Source organism: Nonomuraea sp. NPDC059194, assembly GCF_042754765.1.
Taxonomy (GTDB): Bacteria; Actinomycetota; Actinomycetes; order Streptosporangiales; family Streptosporangiaceae; genus Nonomuraea.
Map to the genome: position 1 here is coordinate 192,899 of NZ_JBHZBH010000007.1, position 15,167 is coordinate 208,065.

At 69.6% G+C, this 15,167-nt stretch carries 12 protein-coding genes; 5 read left to right on the forward strand and 7 right to left on the reverse strand.

Annotated features, from left to right (window positions below):
- Nucleotides 1-43 precede the first annotated feature (43 nt).
- A complete protein-coding gene (locus tag ACFXJ8_RS12800) occupies nucleotides 44-454 on the forward strand; it encodes a nuclear transport factor 2 family protein (protein WP_379644017.1) in 411 nt (136 codons plus the stop codon).
- Nucleotides 455-467: 13 nt separating this feature from the next.
- On the opposite strand, the gene ACFXJ8_RS12805 is transcribed toward ACFXJ8_RS12800, so the two are convergent.
- Both ACFXJ8_RS12805 and ACFXJ8_RS12810 read right to left on the reverse strand, forming a co-directional pair.
- Nucleotides 468-1,100 carry a two-component system response regulator gene (locus ACFXJ8_RS12805; RefSeq protein ID WP_379644018.1) on the reverse strand — a complete coding sequence of 211 codons (633 nt, stop codon included), beginning with the start codon at nucleotides 1,098-1,100 and terminating at the stop codon, nucleotides 468-470.
- 3 nt (nucleotides 1,101-1,103) lie between these two features.
- A complete protein-coding gene (locus ACFXJ8_RS12810; protein WP_379644019.1) occupies nucleotides 1,104-5,273 on the reverse strand; it encodes a HAMP domain-containing protein in 4,170 nt (1,389 codons plus the stop codon).
- A 120-nt stretch (nucleotides 5,274-5,393) separates the two neighbouring features.
- Here ACFXJ8_RS12810 and ACFXJ8_RS12815 point away from each other — a divergent pair, with 120 nt between their 5' ends.
- Nucleotides 5,394-6,929, forward strand: a complete 1,536-nt coding sequence (locus tag ACFXJ8_RS12815) for a PP2C family protein-serine/threonine phosphatase (RefSeq protein ID WP_379644020.1) — start codon at nucleotides 5,394-5,396, stop codon at nucleotides 6,927-6,929.
- Here the strand turns inward: ACFXJ8_RS12815 and ACFXJ8_RS12820 are convergent.
- The 3 genes from ACFXJ8_RS12820 to ACFXJ8_RS12830 form a co-directional block, all read right to left on the reverse strand.
- Entirely contained in the window at nucleotides 6,926-8,428 is a 1,503-nt protein-coding gene (locus ACFXJ8_RS12820; RefSeq protein ID WP_379644021.1) for an APC family permease, read from the reverse strand. The genes ACFXJ8_RS12815 and ACFXJ8_RS12820 overlap by 4 nt on opposite strands.
- 84 nt (nucleotides 8,429-8,512) lie before the next feature.
- Nucleotides 8,513-10,288 carry a prolyl oligopeptidase family serine peptidase gene (locus tag ACFXJ8_RS12825; protein WP_379644022.1) on the reverse strand — a complete coding sequence of 592 codons (1,776 nt, stop codon included), beginning with the start codon at nucleotides 10,286-10,288 and terminating at the stop codon, nucleotides 8,513-8,515.
- Nucleotides 10,289-10,408: 120 nt separating this feature from the next.
- The gene (locus tag ACFXJ8_RS12830; RefSeq protein WP_379644023.1) at nucleotides 10,409-11,263 is read right to left on the reverse strand and encodes a putative RNA methyltransferase; all 855 of its coding nucleotides are present in this window, start codon (nucleotides 11,261-11,263) and stop codon (nucleotides 10,409-10,411) included.
- 52 nt (nucleotides 11,264-11,315) lie between these two features.
- Here ACFXJ8_RS12830 and ACFXJ8_RS12835 point away from each other — a divergent pair, with 52 nt between their 5' ends.
- Nucleotides 11,316-11,768: a hypothetical protein gene (locus tag ACFXJ8_RS12835; RefSeq protein WP_379644024.1), complete on the forward strand. Its 453-nt coding sequence runs from the start codon at nucleotides 11,316-11,318 to the stop codon at nucleotides 11,766-11,768.
- Here ACFXJ8_RS12835 and rho read toward each other — a convergent pair.
- The gene (gene rho, locus ACFXJ8_RS12840) at nucleotides 11,749-12,855 is read right to left on the reverse strand and encodes a transcription termination factor Rho (RefSeq protein WP_379644025.1); all 1,107 of its coding nucleotides are present in this window, start codon (nucleotides 12,853-12,855) and stop codon (nucleotides 11,749-11,751) included. The two genes, ACFXJ8_RS12835 and rho, sit on opposite strands and share 20 nt — an antisense overlap.
- Before the next feature lie 247 nt (nucleotides 12,856-13,102).
- Here rho and ACFXJ8_RS12845 point away from each other — a divergent pair, with 247 nt between their 5' ends.
- Complete coding sequence (locus ACFXJ8_RS12845) at nucleotides 13,103-13,249, forward strand: hypothetical protein (RefSeq protein ID WP_379644026.1); 147 nt, start codon at nucleotides 13,103-13,105, stop codon at nucleotides 13,247-13,249.
- A complete protein-coding gene (locus ACFXJ8_RS12850; protein ID WP_379644027.1) occupies nucleotides 13,239-13,952 on the forward strand; it encodes an MBL fold metallo-hydrolase in 714 nt (237 codons plus the stop codon). Before ACFXJ8_RS12845 ends, ACFXJ8_RS12850 begins: the two co-directional genes overlap by 11 nt.
- Here ACFXJ8_RS12850 and ACFXJ8_RS12855 read toward each other — a convergent pair.
- On the reverse strand, nucleotides 13,875-15,128 hold the full coding sequence (locus ACFXJ8_RS12855; protein WP_379644028.1) for a nitrate/nitrite transporter: 1,254 nt from the start codon (nucleotides 15,126-15,128) through the stop codon (nucleotides 13,875-13,877). The genes ACFXJ8_RS12850 and ACFXJ8_RS12855 overlap by 78 nt on opposite strands.
- Between the last annotated feature and the right edge of the window lie 39 nt (nucleotides 15,129-15,167).

Here is a 15,167-nt window from a genome sequence, read left to right on the forward strand (position 1 = left end):
CCGCAGGTTGTTCTCCTGACAGCAACCAGAAGGGACTCACGTCATGGCTACCAACGAAGAGCAGATCCGCACGCTGATCGAGGGCTGGGCCGAGGCGGTTCGCCGCGGCGACCTGGACCGCGTCCTCGCCGACCACACGGCGGACATCGTGATGTTCGACGTGCCGCCGCCGTACGAGGGCGCCCGCGGCCTGGACGCCTACCGTGAGACCTGGCCGCCGTTCTTCGCCTGGCAGAGCACGGGAGCCTCGTTCGACATCGAGTCGCTGGACGTCACGGCCGGTGACGACGTCGCCTTCGCCCACGCCCTGCTGCGCTGCGGCACCAAGGAGGAGTTCGCCGACAACCCGGACAACCGCCTGCGGCTGACGATCGGCCTGCGCAGGGAGAACGGCCGCTGGGTCGTCGCCCACGAGCACCACTCGTTCCCGCTCGTCGATCGGGACGACGCCTAGCAGGACCGGTCGTTCACCCGAGGGCGTCGAAACTCGCCCGCAGGTGGGACACCCGGTCGGCCAGGTCCGACAGCGGTGCGGCGAGCGACGGGTCGGCCGACTTGCCGGCCAGCTCGCGCACCCTGTCGAGCTCCTCCTCCACGGCCGTCAGCCGCCGCGACAGCTCGGGCAGCACCGCCCCCTGGGCCGTGCTGTTGCCCGGCGGCAGCTCGCCGGCCAGCCGCTCCCGCAGCAGCGAGGCCTGCTCGGTCAGCCGCTTGTTCATGTTGTAGAGCTCGACGAACACCGACACCTTCGCCCTGAGCACCCACGGGTCGAACGGCTTGGTGAGGTAGTCGACGGCGCCCGCGGCGTAACCGCGGAAGGCGTAGTCGGGGGCGCTGTCGACGACGGTCAGGAAGATGATCGGGATGTTGCGGGTACGCTCGCGCCGCTTGATGTGCGCGGCCGTCTCGAACCCATCCATGCCGGGCATCCGCACGTCGAGCAGGATCAGCGCGAACTCGGTGCCCAGCAACGCCTTGAGCGCCTCCTCGCCCGACTTGGCGCGCACCGGCGTCAGGTCGAGCGAGCTGAGGATCGCCTCCAGGGCGATCAGGTTCTCCTCGCGGTCGTCGACCAGAAGGATCTTGGCTCGGTCTGCCATGTGTTACGCCTCTTCCGCCGAGTCGGGCACCCGCCCGCGGCTGAGCCAGCCGCGCAGCCGTTCGAGCAGCTGATCGACGTCGACCGGCTTGGGCACGTAGTCCGAGGCGCCTGAGGCGATGCTCTTCTCCCGGTCGCCCCGCATGACCTTGGCGGTCAGCGCGATGATCGGCAGATCGGCGAACTGCGGCATGCGGCGGATGGCCGACGTCGTGGCCCAACCGTCCATCTCCGGCATCATGATGTCCATGAGGACGAGCGCCACGTCCTCGTTGCGTTCGAGTTGTTCGATGCCCTCGCGCCCGTTCTCGGCGAAGACGACCGTGGCGCCGTGCCGTTCGAGCACGCTGGTCAGCGCGAACACATTGCGGATGTCGTCGTCGACGATGAGGATCTTGGTTCCGTTGAGCGGGTCGTCGCCCTGCCACTGGCTGCCGTTGGAGGGCTGGACCACCTCCGGCAGCGGCAGGTCGAGCGGCATCGGCGGCTCGGGCACGATCATCGGGCTCTGCTGCTGCTCGACCTGCATGGTGAGCACCTGCCTGCGGGCGGCCCCGCCGTCGCGGGCGACCAGCGGACCCGCGTAGTCGGTCGGCATATAGAGGGTGAACGTGCTGCCCGAGCCGAGCTCGCTGTCGACGTGGATCTCGCCGCCGAGGAGCCTGGCGATCTCGCGGCAGATCGACAGGCCGAGGCCGGTGCCGCCGTACTTGCGGCTGGTGGTGCCGTCGGCCTGGCGGAACGCTTCGAAGATGATCTCCAGCTTGTCGGGCGCTATGCCGATGCCGGTGTCGACCACCTGGAAGGCGATCAGGTCGTTGGCCGAGCGCAGCGTGTCGTCGTCGTAGTCGACCTCGTGCGGGGCGGGCACGACGCGCAGCCGTACCTCGCCCTTGGGGGTGAACTTGACCGCGTTGGACAGCAGGTTGCGCAGCACCTGCTGCAGGCGTTGCTCGTCGGTGCGCAGCTCCTGCGGCACGCGGGGGTCGACCTCGATGATGAAGGCCAGGCCCTTGTCCTGGGCGAGCGGGGCGAAGGCGGCCTCGACGTAGTCGACCAGCTTGGGCAGCGACAGCTGGGCGGGGTGGATGTCCATGCGCCCGGCCTCGACCTTCGACAGGTCGAGCATGTCGTTGATGAGCTGCAGCAGCGCCGAGCCGGCGCCGTGGATCGTGCGGGCGAACTCGACCTGCTGGGAGGTCAGGTTGCCCTCGGCGTTCTCGGTCAGCAGCTTGGCCAGCACGAGCAGGCTGTTGAGCGGGGTGCGCAGCTCGTGGGACATGTTCGCCAGGAACTCGGACTTGTAGCGGGAGGAGACCGCCAGCTGTTCGGCGCGCTCCTCCAGGGTGCGGCGGGCCTGCTCGATCTGGAAGTTCTGGATCTCGATGGCGCGGTTCTGCTTGGCCAGCAGCCCCGCCTTCTCCTCCAGTTCGGAGTTGGAACGGCGCAGCTCCTCCTGCTGACGCTGGAGCTCGTCGGAGCGCTCCTGCAGCTCGCGGGTCAGCCGCTGCGACTGGTCCAGCAGGTCTTCGGTGCGGGAGTTGGCGATGATGGTGTTCATCGTCACGCCGATGGTCTCGACGAGCTGGGTCAGGAAGTCGAGGTGGACCTCGCCGAACGCGGTGAAGGAGGCCAGCTCCAGCACGCCGAGCACGCGGCTCTCGAACAGGATCGGCAGCACCACGATCTGCGCGGGCGTGGACTGGCTGAGCCCGCTGTCGATGGTGATGAACCCGGCCGGCACGTCGTCGAGGACGATCGGCCTGCCCTCCAGCGCGGCCTGGCCGACGATGCCCTCGCCCACGGCGAAGCGCTGACGTGGCGCGCGGTCGGGCCGCACGCCGTACCCGCCGATGAGGATGAGGTCGTGCTCCTCACCTACGGCGTCGACGCCGTAGAAGGCGCCGTAGCGGGCGGAGACGAGCGGCGTCAGCTCGCTCATGATCAGCTTGGCGACCTCCATGAGGTCGCGGTGACCCTGCATGAGGCGCGAGATGCGGGCCAGGTTGGACTTCAGCCAGTCCTGTTCCTGGTTGGCCTGGGTGGTCTCGCGGAGGTTGGCCACCATGAAGTTGACGTTGTCCTTGAGCTCGGCCAGCTCGCCCTGCGCCTCGACGGCGATCGAGCGGGTCAGGTCGCCCTGGGCGACGGCGCTCGTCACGGTGGCGATGGCGCGCACCTGCGTGGTGAGGTTGCCGGCCAGCTCGTTGACGCTCTCGGTGAGGCGCTTCCAGGTGCCTTCGAGGGCCTCGACGCGAGCCTGGCCACCGAGCTGTCCTTCGGTGCCGACCTCGCGGGCGACGCGGGTGACCTCGTCGGCGAAGGACGACAGCTGGTCGACCATCTTGTTGATGGTGGTCTTCAGCGCCAGGATCTCGCCCTGCGCGTCGACGTCGATCTTGCGGGTCAGGTCGCCGTTGGCGACGGCCGTGGTGACCTCGGCGATGTTGCGCACCTGGTAGGTCAGGTTGTTGGCCATGAAGTTGACGTTGTCGGTGAGGTCCTTCCACACACCTGACACGCCCTGCACCCTGGCCTGGCCGCCGAGCTGGCCCTCGGTGCCGACCTCGCGGGCGACGCGCGTCACCTCGTCGGCGAAGGACGACAGCTGGTCGACCATCGTGTTGAGGGTGTCCTTGAGCTGGAGGATCTCGCCCTGGGCGTCGACAGTGATCTTCTTGGTGAGGTTGCCCTGGGCGACGGCGGTGGAGACGGCGGCGATCTGGCGCACCTGGTTGGTCAGGTTGTTGGCCATGAAGTTGACGTTGTCGGTGAGGTCCTTCCACACACCCGACACGCCGCGCACCTGGGCCTGGCCGCCGAGCTGGCCCTCGGTGCCGACCTCGCGGGCGACGCGGGTCACCTCGGAGGCGAAGGACGACAGCTGGTCGACCATCGTGTTCATCGTCGACTTGAGCTCCAGGATCTCGCCCTGGGCGTCGACGTCGATCTTGCGGGTGAGGTCGCCGTTGGCGACGGCCGTGGTGACCTGGGCGATGTTGCGCACCTGGTAGGTCAGGTTGTTGGCCATCGAGTTGACGTTGTCGGTGAGGTCCTTCCAGACGCCCGACACGCCCTTCACCTCGGCCCGGCCGCCCAGCTTGCCCTCGGTGCCGACCTCGCGGGCGACGCGGGTGACCTCGTCGGCGAAGGACGACAGCTGGTCGACCATCGTGTTGAGGGTGTCCTTGAGCTGGAGGATCTCGCCCTGGGCGTCGACGGTGATCTTCTTGGTGAGGTTGCCCTGGGCGACGGCGGTGGAGACGGCGGCGATCTGGCGTACCTGGTTGGTCAGGTTGTTGGCCATGAAGTTGACGTTGTCGGTGAGGTCCTTCCAGACGCCCGACACGCCGCTGACCTGGGCCTGGCCGCCGAGCTGGCCTTCGGTGCCGACCTCGCGGGCGACGCGGGTGACCTCCTCGGCGAAGGCGGACAGCTGGTCGACCATCGTGTTGACGGTGTTCTTCAGCTCGAACATCTCGCCGACCGCGTCGACGGTCACCTTGCGGCTCAGGTCGCCCTTCGCCACGGCGGTCGTCACCTCGGCGATGTCGCGCACCTGCGCGGAGACGCGCGAGGACATGGTGTTGACGGCCTCGGTCAGGTCGCGCCAGCTGCCCGACATGCCCTTGACGTTGGCGGCGCCGCCCAGCCTGCCCTCGGTGCCCGCCTCGCGGGCCACCCTCGTCACCTCGCTGTTGAACAGCGAGAGCTGCTCGACCATGCCGTTGATGGCCTTGCCGAGCCGCCTGACCTCGCCCCTGGCCGAGCGGTCGAGATCGATTCTGCGGGTCAGGTCGCCCTTGGCCACCGCGTCGATGACGTCGGCCGCGCCCGTCACGGGGCTGACCAGCGCGTCGATGAGGGCGTTGACGGACTCGACGTTCTCCGCCCACGACCCCACGCCGGGGCCTGGCGTCAGGCGCTCGCCGAAGCGCCCCTCCTTGACCACTTCCTTGCGCACCCGCGTCAGCTCGTTGCTGAGGTGCTCCCTGCGGTCGGCCACCTCGTTGAGCAGCAGCCGTATCTCGCTCAGTATCCCGGGTTGCGCGTAAGGGACCCGACGCCGGAAGTCGCCGTCGCGCCATGCGAAAAGTGTCTCGAGAACAGGGACGAGGTCGGACTCAGAGTACGTCCTCTCTTCCGCAGCAGGCGCGGTCCTGGCCGGTGTCATGGGGTCTCCTCCGCTCCCGGGGTGCCGCCGTGAGTGATGCAAGTCTGTCACGATGAGAAGCTCGTAGTCCTGTCCTTGGATTTACCCCAAGTCAATGGGAAGTGTGGTAAGCACGGATCGATGACTGCTTCTTCCCGGGCGGTTCTGGCGGCCACGTTCGCGCCAGGCGAGACCGCTGTACCCTCCGCGAGAAGGTTCACCCGTGAGGTGATGACGGCCTGGGCCGCCTCCTCTGTGCTGCTCGCGGCGGAACAGCTGGCCGATGAGCTGGCCGCCCAGGTCGCCGAGGCGCCCTTCGAGATCGTCTGGAAGCACTACGGCGACGCCGTACAGGTGGAGTTCAGGCAGCGGACCGCTCCCAACGGGGACCCGAAGGGCCCCTCCGTGGATGTCGAGGAATGGGGCATCACCTTCGCGGGCGATTCCCGTGTCCATTGGGCAAGGCTCACGCTACCTGGCTCGGCGGACCGAGCGGCAGCAGAGTGGGCCGAGGAAACCGCCAGAGGTCCGCACTGGCTCGGGTTCCTGGCCGATGCCAGCGATCTGCTGGCGGGCACGCTCGATCCCGACATGGTGCCGGCGATCATCGCGCAGATCGTCGTGCCGAGGCTGTCGTCGTGGTGCGCCGTCTACACCTCCGACACCGGGTCGGGGCCGCGCCGCCTGGCCTACCTGTGGCACGCCGACGAGGCGCGCATCGACGGGCTGCGCGACCAGCTGGCCGAGCTCGACGTGCCCGACAGTACCTCGGCGAGCCTGCAGCTGGCCGAATCCCAGGTGCTGGCCGTACCGCTGACCGCGCGCGGGCGCTCGCTGGGCGCGATGTGCCTGGGCCGCCCCGACAGGTTCCCCGACCAGAGCATCCAGTTCGCCGAGGACATCGCGCGCCGGGCCGCGCTCGCCATGGACAACGCCCGCCTGTACGCCCAGCAGGCTGCCGCCAACAGGGCGCTGCAGCGCAGCCTGCTCCCGCCGAACGAGCCCGAGGTGCCGGGCCTCGACTACGGCGTCGTCTACGAGCCCGCGGGCGAGGCCAACGAGGTCGGCGGCGACTTCTACGACCTGTTCAAGGCGGGCGACGAGTCGTGGCGGTTCGCGATCGGCGACGTCTGCGGCACCGGCCCCGAGGCCGCCGCGGTCACCGGCCTGGCCCGCCACACGCTGCGTCTGCTGGCCAGGGAGGGGTACGGCGTGGCCGCCGTCCTCGGCCGGCTCAACCAGGCCATCCTGGAGGAGGGCGAGCGCGCCAGGTTCCTCACGCTGCTCCACGGCGACATCACCCCCGCAGGGAGCGGCCTCGAGGTGCGGCTGGTCTCCGCCGGGCACCCCGAGGCGCTGCGGCTCAAGCCGAGCGGCGTCGTCGAGGCGGTCACCACCCCGCAGTCGCTGCTCGGCGTCTTCCCCGAGGTGGTGTTCGAGGCCGACACCATCCACCTCGACCCGGGCGACGTGCTGCTGGCGGTGACCGACGGCGTCACCGAGCGGCGCAGCGGCGGGCGCCTGCTCGACGACGACGGCGGCCTGGGCAAGCTGCTGGCCGAGTGCGCGGGCCTGTCGGCCAGGGCGGTCGCCGAGCGCATCCGCAGGGGAGCGGCCGACTTCGCACCCGAGCCGAGCGCCGACGACCTGGCGATCCTGGTCCTGCGCGCCCGCTAGTCGCGCTCGACTGTGTCTTCCAGCACGATCCGGCCGATGAGCGCGTACTTGTCCGGGTTGCGGGCCTTCAGGTAGAGGGCGGTCGCGGCCCCGAGGACGGCCAGGCCCAGCACGATCCACGGGATCGCGGTGAAGAACGTGCTCTTGGCCGCCTCGCCCGCCGCCGCCTCCTGGTTCTGGAACAGCAGCAGCACCACGTACGCCATGGCCAGCCCGCCCACCAGCGGCGCGAGCAGCGTGCGCCAGACGTTGGCCGTCTCGGGATGCTTCTTCCTGACGTGGAAGTAGCCGATGACGGAGAACGAGCAGAGGGTCTGCACGATGAGGATCGCCAGCGTGCCCAGGACGGCCAGCAGCGTGTAGATGTGGACGTAGGGGTCCATGTCGGCGAAGAAGAAGGCCAGGACCAGCACCACCGAGATGGCGCTCTGCGCGAACCCGGCGATGTGCGGCGAGCCGTGCCTGGGGTGGGTGGCGCCGAGGGTACGGCCGGTGCCGGGGATGAGGTTCTCCCTGCCGAGCGCGTAGAGATAGCGGGCGGCGCAGTTGTGGAAGGCCATCGAGCAGGCGAACGACCCGGTCAGGATGAGGATCTTGAACAGGCCGACGGCCCACGAGCCGAGCAGTTGCTCCGTGGGGTTGAAGAAGATCCCGGCGAACTCCTTGGCGGCGATCTCGGGCGCCTTCACGCCGTTGGCCGCGACCGTCATCCAGGAGACGAACGTGTAGAACAGGCCGATGCCGATCACCGAGACCAGCGTCGCGATTGGGATGATCTTCTTGGGTTCGCGCGACTCCTCGCCGTACATCGCGGTCGACTCGAAGCCGACCCACGACCAGAAGCACATGAACAGGCCGAGACCGACCGCGCCCGCCTGCAGGCCCGTGGTCTGGAAGGCGTTGGCGGGGTTGAGAGTGTCCGCCATGAGGCCGTCGGGGCCGCCGCCGTTGCCGAGCGTGACGACCGCGACCAGCCCGAGCATGAGGATCTCGGTGATCAGGAAGACGCCGAGGACCTTGGCCGTCAGGTTGATGTCGAAGTAGGTGAGGATCAGGTTCAGCGCCAGGCCGAGGAAGGCGAACCACAGCCAGTGGACGTCCACCCCGGCCAGGGACTTGACCGTGTCGTTGGCCGAGTAGGCGAAGAAGCCGATGATCGAGGCCTCGAAGACCACGTAGGCCATGGTGGCCAGCAGGCCCGACACCATGCCGACGACCTGGCCGAGGCCGTGGGAGATGTAGCCGTAGAAGGCGCCGGCCGCGGTGATGTGCTTCGACATCGCCGTGTAGCCCACCGAGAAGATGGTGAGTACGGCGGTGGCGAATAAGTAGCCCGCGGGGACGCCCAGGCCGTTGCCGAACCCGACGACGATGGGGACGTTGCCGGTCATGGCGGTGATGGGGGCGGCGGTCGCGACCGCCATGAAGATGACGCCGACGAGACCGACGGCGTCCTTCTTCAGGCGGCTGACGCCGGGGGTTCCGGTGGTGGTACGCACAGATACGCGCCCTTCGGCTGGGGGAGTGGCGCGATGGTGGCAGCGGCCGAGGGTGACATGCAAGCTGGCGGACGGGCCAACGTCTTACGGTGTGTCGGTCGTGATCCCGTGCTTGCGGATGAAGGTGAGCTTGGTCGCCATCTGGTCGATGCGTTCGGCGACGACCAGCGCGCCGCGGCCCGCGTCGTAGTAGTGGACCTCGTGCTCGTGGCCCAGCTCGGCCAGGCGGCTCACGTACGCCTCGAGCTGCCGCAGCGGCGAGCGCGAGTCGTTGACCCCGGCGAGGATCAGCACCGGCCGCTCGACCCGCTCGACGTAGGTGATCGGCGAGCTGTCGCGGTAGCGCTCAGGCTGCTCGTCGGGGGAGCCGCCGAACAGCGAGCGCTGGTAGGCGCGCAGGCCCTCGACGTGGTCCTCGTAGGCGGTGACGTGGCAGGCGATCGGGGCCGCCGCGATGCCCGCCGCCCACAGCTTGGGCTGGAGGCCGAGGCCGAGCAGCGTGAGGTAGCCGCCCCACGAGGTGCCCGCCAGCACGGTCCTGTCCTGGTCGACGATGCCCTGGGCGATCACCCACTCCCTGACCGCCGCCACGTCGGCCAGCTCGATGTGGCCCACCTCGCCGTGCAGCGCGTCACGCCAGGCCGTGCCGTAGCCGCTCGATCCCCGGTAGTTGACGCGCACGACCGCGAAGCCCGCGTCGACCCAGGCGGCGACCTCGGGGGAGAAGGTGTCGGAGTCGTGCAGGTGCGGGCCGCTGTGCAGGAGGAAGACGGCGGGGAAGGGGGCCGAGCCGATCTCGGGCCTGGAGACGAGCGCGTGGATGCGACCGCCGGGCCCTGGGACGTCGATGTCCTCCGCGGGGACGCTGGTCGGGGCTGCGGGGCCGATCGCGTTCATCACGACGTGGCCGCTGCTCGACCTGATCACCGGCGGGCGGGAGCCGCTCGACCAGGAGTACTCCACGTGGCCGCCGGGCCTGGGCCTGGCCTCCTCGATCACGCCGTGGGGCGTGTCGATCAGCGTCAGGCCGCCGCCGCCGAGGTCGTAGCGGTGAAGGTAGGTGCGGGCGCGATCCTCCCTGGTGATCAGCAGGGCCCTGCCGTCGTCGTACCACTCGGCGGTCAGCTCGCCCGGGTCCTTCAGCCAGATCTCGCGCTGCTCGCCGGTCTTCGGGTCCCAGACCAGCGGCTCGTGGCGCTGGCGGCGTTCGTGCAGGGTGAGCAGGCGGCGGTCGCCGGAGATGGGGCCGAAGCGCAGGCCGAGCACGCCCTTGCCGGGGCCGTCGTGCAGTTCGCCGACGACGTCGCCGCACTGCTTGAGCACGCGCAGCGCGGGGTGCCGGAAGTCGCCGTGTTCGCTGTGGTTGAGGGCGATGAGCTCGCCGTCGAGCGACATGTCGGTGACCCAGGCGGCCTCGGAGTGCTCGTAGAGCGGGCGGGTGAGCTCGCCTGGCCGTACGAGGTGGACGGTGAACGTGCCCGCGCGGGCCAGGCTGACGGCCGCGACGCCGGTGGCCGACAGCGCGATGCCGCCAGGCTCGCTGGGCGGCAGGTCGGGGGCGATGATCTCGTGCTCGCCGCCGACGAAGCGCTGGCGCATCCAGACGCCGAGCTCGTCGCGCTCGCCGCCGGCGAACCAGTAGATCCAGTTTCCTGTGGGGTCGAGGGCGGCGTGGGCGGTGCCGTACGGCTGGTCGGTGACCTGGCGGGTGATGCCGGTGGTACGGTCCCACGCGTAGATTTCCCACACGCCCGAGGCGTTCGAGCGGTAGAGGGAACGGTTCGGGGCCTGGCGCGCCCACACGGGCAGCGTCATGCTGGGCGCCCGGAACCTGGCCTGCCAGCGTTCCTCCGCCTTCATCCGCCGCCTCCCCCTCCTCAGTTGCCGTCCAGTATTGCGTCTGGGCCGTCGAAATACCTGAGGAATGTGAGGGAATTTCGGACTAAATGCCCCATCTGTAACACGAGTCCCTGATGTCCGTCAAGGAATGGCCCTTGAATGCGCGAAGACAGATAGGCGAAAACTTGCGATTGCGGGTCGCCATTCCGGAAATTTCCGGATTTGGTGGGTGAGGTGGTCGTGGTCCTTGTGCCACGCGCTCGGCCCCATGCCCACCACCAGGGCCACATCCTCCCGCGTCAGCTCCATCTCGAACCTCACCTCCCGCCTGTCCGTCTCCGCGAAGCCCCTCAGACTCTCGGCGACCCGGTGCTCCTTCGCCTCGTCCACCGACAGCAGGCCCAACTCTCGCACCAATGGGCTGAGATGGTCGCCTGCCGGAGTGACGACGATGAGGTGGCCGCCCGGTCGCATGATTCTGGCGAACTCGGCGCCGTTGCGCGGCGCGAACACGTTCATCACCACGTCGGCGACGGCGTCGGCGACCGGCAGTGGCTTCCACACGTCCGCCACGAACGCTCCCACGCGCTCGTGCGCCCGCGCCGCCCGCTTCACCGCGTGCTTGGAGATGTCGAACGCCAGGCCGGTCGCCGTCGGCACGGCGTCGAGCACGGCCGCGGTGTAGTAGCCCGTCCCTGCCCCGGCGTCCACGACCACGGGGCGTTCTGTCGTCGGCGGGATCACGGTGCCGACCGTCTCGGCGAGCGCGCGGGCCAGCGGCGCGTAGTGCCCGGCCGCCAGGAAGTCCGCCCTGGCCGCCACCATCGCGGGACTGTCGGCCGTCCCAGGCGCCTGCGAACCGGTCAGCAGGCTCACGTAGCCCTGTCTGGCCACGTCGAACGCGTGCCCCCGCCCGCAGCGCACCCCTTCCGCGCCGAGCCGCAGCCCGTCATGGCAGACCGGGCAGCGGAGGTGTTCGACGATGTCAGCCAGCATCCCCCCATCATGGCGGTGGCCCGCTCCTGGCGCGGTACGGCAGACGTGAATCATGGTCTTCCCTGGGGAGTCGAAGGAGGCCGAGATCTACGTGAAGGTGAACCGCTGGCTGTGGGCCGCCGCCCTGGCCTGGGCGCTCGGGGTGCTGGCCTGGCGGGAGTTCACCTGGCCCGAAAGCGGAGTCGCGGAAACCGTAGAGAGCGGCGACATCTACGGCATGGTCCAGCAGTTCTCCGGGGGAGAGCGAATGCGCTTCAGGGCCTGGATGGCCGATCTCGAGATTCTGCTCGTGCTGGGCGCGGTGCCGTACGTGCTGGTGGGTTACGTCCTGCCGCGCGGGGCCGCGAGGGTGCTCGCCGTCGTCCTCGCAGTGATGACCGTGGCCGTGCCGCTCGCCGTCGGCTGGGAGTGGGCGTGGCACGGCGACTACCTCAACGTGGTCTCCGCGGCGCTGATGCTGGCGGCGACGCGGGCGCGTCCGGGGGTCACGCTGCGGCGAGGGTGAGGAAGGCGGCGTTGGACGGGGTCTCGCGGAGGCGGCCGACCAGCAGTTCCATGCCCTGCTGCTTGTCGAGCCCGCCGAGCATGCGGCGCAGCCGCCACACCACCTGCCGCTCGTCCGGGTGGAGGAGGATCTCCTCGCGGCGCGTGCTGGAGGCCTCGAGGTCGACGGCGGGGAACAGGCGGCGCTCGGCCAGGGCGCGGCTGAGCCGCAGTTCCATGTTCCCGGTGCCCTTGAACTCCTCGAACAGCGAGTCGTCCATGCGCGAGCCCGTCTCGACGAGCGCGGTGGCCAGGATGGTCAGCGAGCCGCCGTCCTGGACGTTGCGGGCGGCGCCGAAGAACCGCTTGGGCGGGTAAATGGCTCCGGCGTCGATGCCGCCCGACAGGACGCGCCCGCCGGCGGGCGCGAGGTTGTTGTAGGCGCGGCCGAGCCTGGTGAGCGAGTCGAGCAGCAGGACGACGTCACGTCCCTGCTCGACCAGGCGCTTGGCGCGTTCGAGCGCCAGCTCGGCGACCGCGGCGTGCTCCTTGTCCGGCCGGTCGAAGGTGGAGGCGGCGACCTCGCCCGCGATGGTCCGGCGCATCTCGGTGACCTCTTCGGGCCGTTCGCCGACCAGGACGACCATGAGGTGCACGTCGGGGTGGTTGCGGGAGACGGCCGCGGCCAGCGCCTGCAGGACCATGGTCTTGCCCGCCTTGGGCGGGGCGACGATCAGGCCGCGCTGGCCCTTGCCGATGGGCGCGATCAGGTCGACGACCCTGGTGGTCAGCGACTCCGTCTCGATGGACAGGCGCTCGCTGGGATGGATGGGGGTCAGATCGGCGAAGTGGGGGCGGTCACGCCATGCGGCGCTGCCGTTCACCTGCTCGACGGAGACGAGCTTGGCGCCCGCGACCGTGGCGGTCACCTGGTCGCCGGCGCGCAGGCCAAGTTGCTTGACTCGGTCCAGCGGCAGCCGTACGTCGTCGGGGCTGTGCCGGTAGCCGGCGGGGCGCAGGAACGCGCTCTTGTCGCGCACCTCCAGCAGGCCGGTGACCTGCCGGGCGGGTGCGGTGGTGCGGGGATGGGGGATGGTCTGGACAGACATGATGAAACCCTCCTTGAGGGCACGCCTGAAAACACAGGCGGTGAGTGAAAAACGGGGGCGGGCCTCAGAACGGGCCCTTCGTGGAAGTCAGCGGAGCTGGAGACGCTCAACGCTGGTTCGCAAGATATCACGGCAAACGCGAAGCGCAAGATTTCTATTCCGCCGCTCCGCAATCTGTCAAGCGGTCTGCAGGGCCGCTGCAATCGGTGAAGGCTTTCATGGAGTCGCGAGTTCCAAGGGGGATGTCATGAGAAAGACCCAGTGCCCGACGTGCCACACCGCCCTCGACGAGGGTCCGATCATGTACCGCTGCGCGCGCTGCCACCGCGCCGTCTTCGCCGCCGATCTGGAGAACGAGTACGTTCCCCAGCTAGCGTTGACGGATGCCGCATAAGTCAAGAATCGTGGCCGATGTCGAGATCACCCCGCTGTGTGATGCCATCGGCCCGATGGGCCCCCCGCTGCGCCTGCCGTTCCTCGAAACCTTCCTCGGCGCGGAGGTGGACGAGGGCGAGTGGATCCTCCACTTCCACTGCTTCGTCCTGCGCGACCGCAAGGGCCACGTGACCCTGGTCGACACCGGTATCGGGCCCACCTCCAGTTGGGCCCCCGCCCCAGGAGCGCTCCTGAGCGAACTGGCCGCCACGGGGCTCACGCCCGGCGACGTCGACACACTGATCATCACCCACCTGCACAGCGACCACTTCGGCGGCACGATCGCCGACGGCCAGCCGGTGTTTCCCAACGCGCGCCATATCGTCCAGCGCGCCGAGATCGAGGCGGCCTCCGTCCTCGACCCGGTCAGGGAGCTGCTGGACGTCGTCGACGGCGACGCGGAGGTCGCCCCCGGTGTCGTCGTACGGCTGACGCCCGGCCACACCCCCGGACACCAGGCAGTCGAGGTGGGCGACTTCACCATGGCAGGCGACGTCCTGCACCACCCCGTGCAGCTCGCCGACCCGACGATCCGCTACGTCTACGACGGCGACTCCGACCTGGCCGCCAAGACCCGGCTCGACCTAGTCGGCAGACTGCGCGCGGAGGGCCGGCTGCTGGGCACCTCCCACTTCCCCGAGCCCTTCGTCGAGCTGGGCTAGCAGCCTGCGGGCCTTGGCCCGGTACCTCAGCACCTGCACCACGCCGAGCAGCCAGACCGGGTACTGCACGGCCATCGCCCAGTGGTAGTCGCCGGTCAGGTCCATCGTCACGCCGATCAGCGCGATCACCGACATCGAGGCCAGGAAGCCCCCGCCGTTCACGATGCCGGTGGCCGCGCCGATGCGGCCCGCCGGGTTGAACGTCCTGGCGTAGTCGAAGCCGATCATGGAGCCGGGGCCGTTCGTGGCCAGCACGACGACCAGCACCACCAGCAGCCACAGCGGCGCCGTGCCGCCCGGCCACAGCAGCACCGCCGTCCACGCGGTCGCGGTGGCGCCCGTGACGCCCAGCACCAGCCACGACCTGCGCAGCGGGAAGCGGCCCGCCAGGTAGCCGAGGACCGGGCCGCACAGCATGCCGGCGGCGGTCAGCGTCGACAGCAGCACGCCCGCCGTCGCCGGGGCCAGGCCCTGACCCTGCACCAGGTACGGGTAGCCCCACAGCAGCAGGAACGCCGCGGCCGAGCACTGGGTGGCGGCGTGGGTCCACATGCCGAGCCTGGTGCCCGGCTGCATCCACGCGGCCTTGAGCCCGGGTTCGGGGCGCTCGGCGGAGGGGCGTCCGTCGCGCAGGACGGCGGCGACGAGGATGGTGGCCAGCACGCCGAGCCCGGCGGCGCCGAGGAAGGTCGGCGTCCAGCCGTACGTGTGGAGGGAGCCGATGATCGGCACGGTGGAGGCGATCGCGCCGAACTGGCCGAGAAGGCCGGTGAGCTGGACGATCACCGGGTTGCGGCGGGCCGGGAAGGAGAGGTTGACCAGCCTGATCACGCTGATGAACGTCATCGCGTCGCCCGCGCCCACCAGCGTCCTGGCGGCCAGGCCGAGCAGCAGGTCGTCTGCGAAGGCGAAGACGACCTGGCCGCACGACATGACCAGCGCCCCGACGAGCAGCATGCGCTTGGAGCCGAGCCGGTCGACCAGCACGCCCACGGGGATCTGCATGACGGCGTAGACGAGGAGCTGGAGCATCGCGAGAGTCGCCAGGCCCGACGCACCGAGTTCCAGGCGGGCCGCGGCCTCCAGGCTGGCGACACCGAGGGACTGGCGGTGGAAGACCGCCACGAAGTAGGCCAGGACGCCCGTCATCCAGAAGAGCAACGCGCGGCGAGTCATGGGGACAAATCCTACCTTATTCATAGGATGTTCCCATCA

What these genes read in the sequence shown, in the direction of transcription:
- ACFXJ8_RS12830 (WP_379644023.1), bottom strand. Translation starts at nt 11,263, where the DNA reads ATGCTGGCTGACATCGTCGAACACCTCCGCTGCCCGGTCTGCCATGAC.
- ACFXJ8_RS12810 (WP_379644019.1), bottom strand. Translation starts at nt 5,273, where the DNA reads ATGACACCGGCCAGGACCGCGCCTGCTGCGGAAGAGAGGACGTACTCT.
- ACFXJ8_RS12815 (WP_379644020.1), top strand. Translation starts at nt 5,394, where the DNA reads ATGACTGCTTCTTCCCGGGCGGTTCTGGCGGCCACGTTCGCGCCAGGC.
- ACFXJ8_RS12805 (WP_379644018.1), bottom strand. Translation starts at nt 1,100, where the DNA reads ATGGCAGACCGAGCCAAGATCCTTCTGGTCGACGACCGCGAGGAGAAC.
- ACFXJ8_RS12855 (WP_379644028.1), bottom strand. Translation starts at nt 15,128, where the DNA reads ATGACTCGCCGCGCGTTGCTCTTCTGGATGACGGGCGTCCTGGCCTAC.
- ACFXJ8_RS12850 (WP_379644027.1), top strand. Translation starts at nt 13,239, where the DNA reads ATGCCGCATAAGTCAAGAATCGTGGCCGATGTCGAGATCACCCCGCTG.
- ACFXJ8_RS12825 (WP_379644022.1), bottom strand. Translation starts at nt 10,288, where the DNA reads ATGAAGGCGGAGGAACGCTGGCAGGCCAGGTTCCGGGCGCCCAGCATG.
- ACFXJ8_RS12800 (WP_379644017.1), top strand. Translation starts at nt 44, where the DNA reads ATGGCTACCAACGAAGAGCAGATCCGCACGCTGATCGAGGGCTGGGCC.
- ACFXJ8_RS12835 (WP_379644024.1), top strand. Translation starts at nt 11,316, where the DNA reads ATGGTCTTCCCTGGGGAGTCGAAGGAGGCCGAGATCTACGTGAAGGTG.
- rho (WP_379644025.1), bottom strand. Translation starts at nt 12,855, where the DNA reads ATGTCTGTCCAGACCATCCCCCATCCCCGCACCACCGCACCCGCCCGG.
- ACFXJ8_RS12845 (WP_379644026.1), top strand. Translation starts at nt 13,103, where the DNA reads ATGAGAAAGACCCAGTGCCCGACGTGCCACACCGCCCTCGACGAGGGT.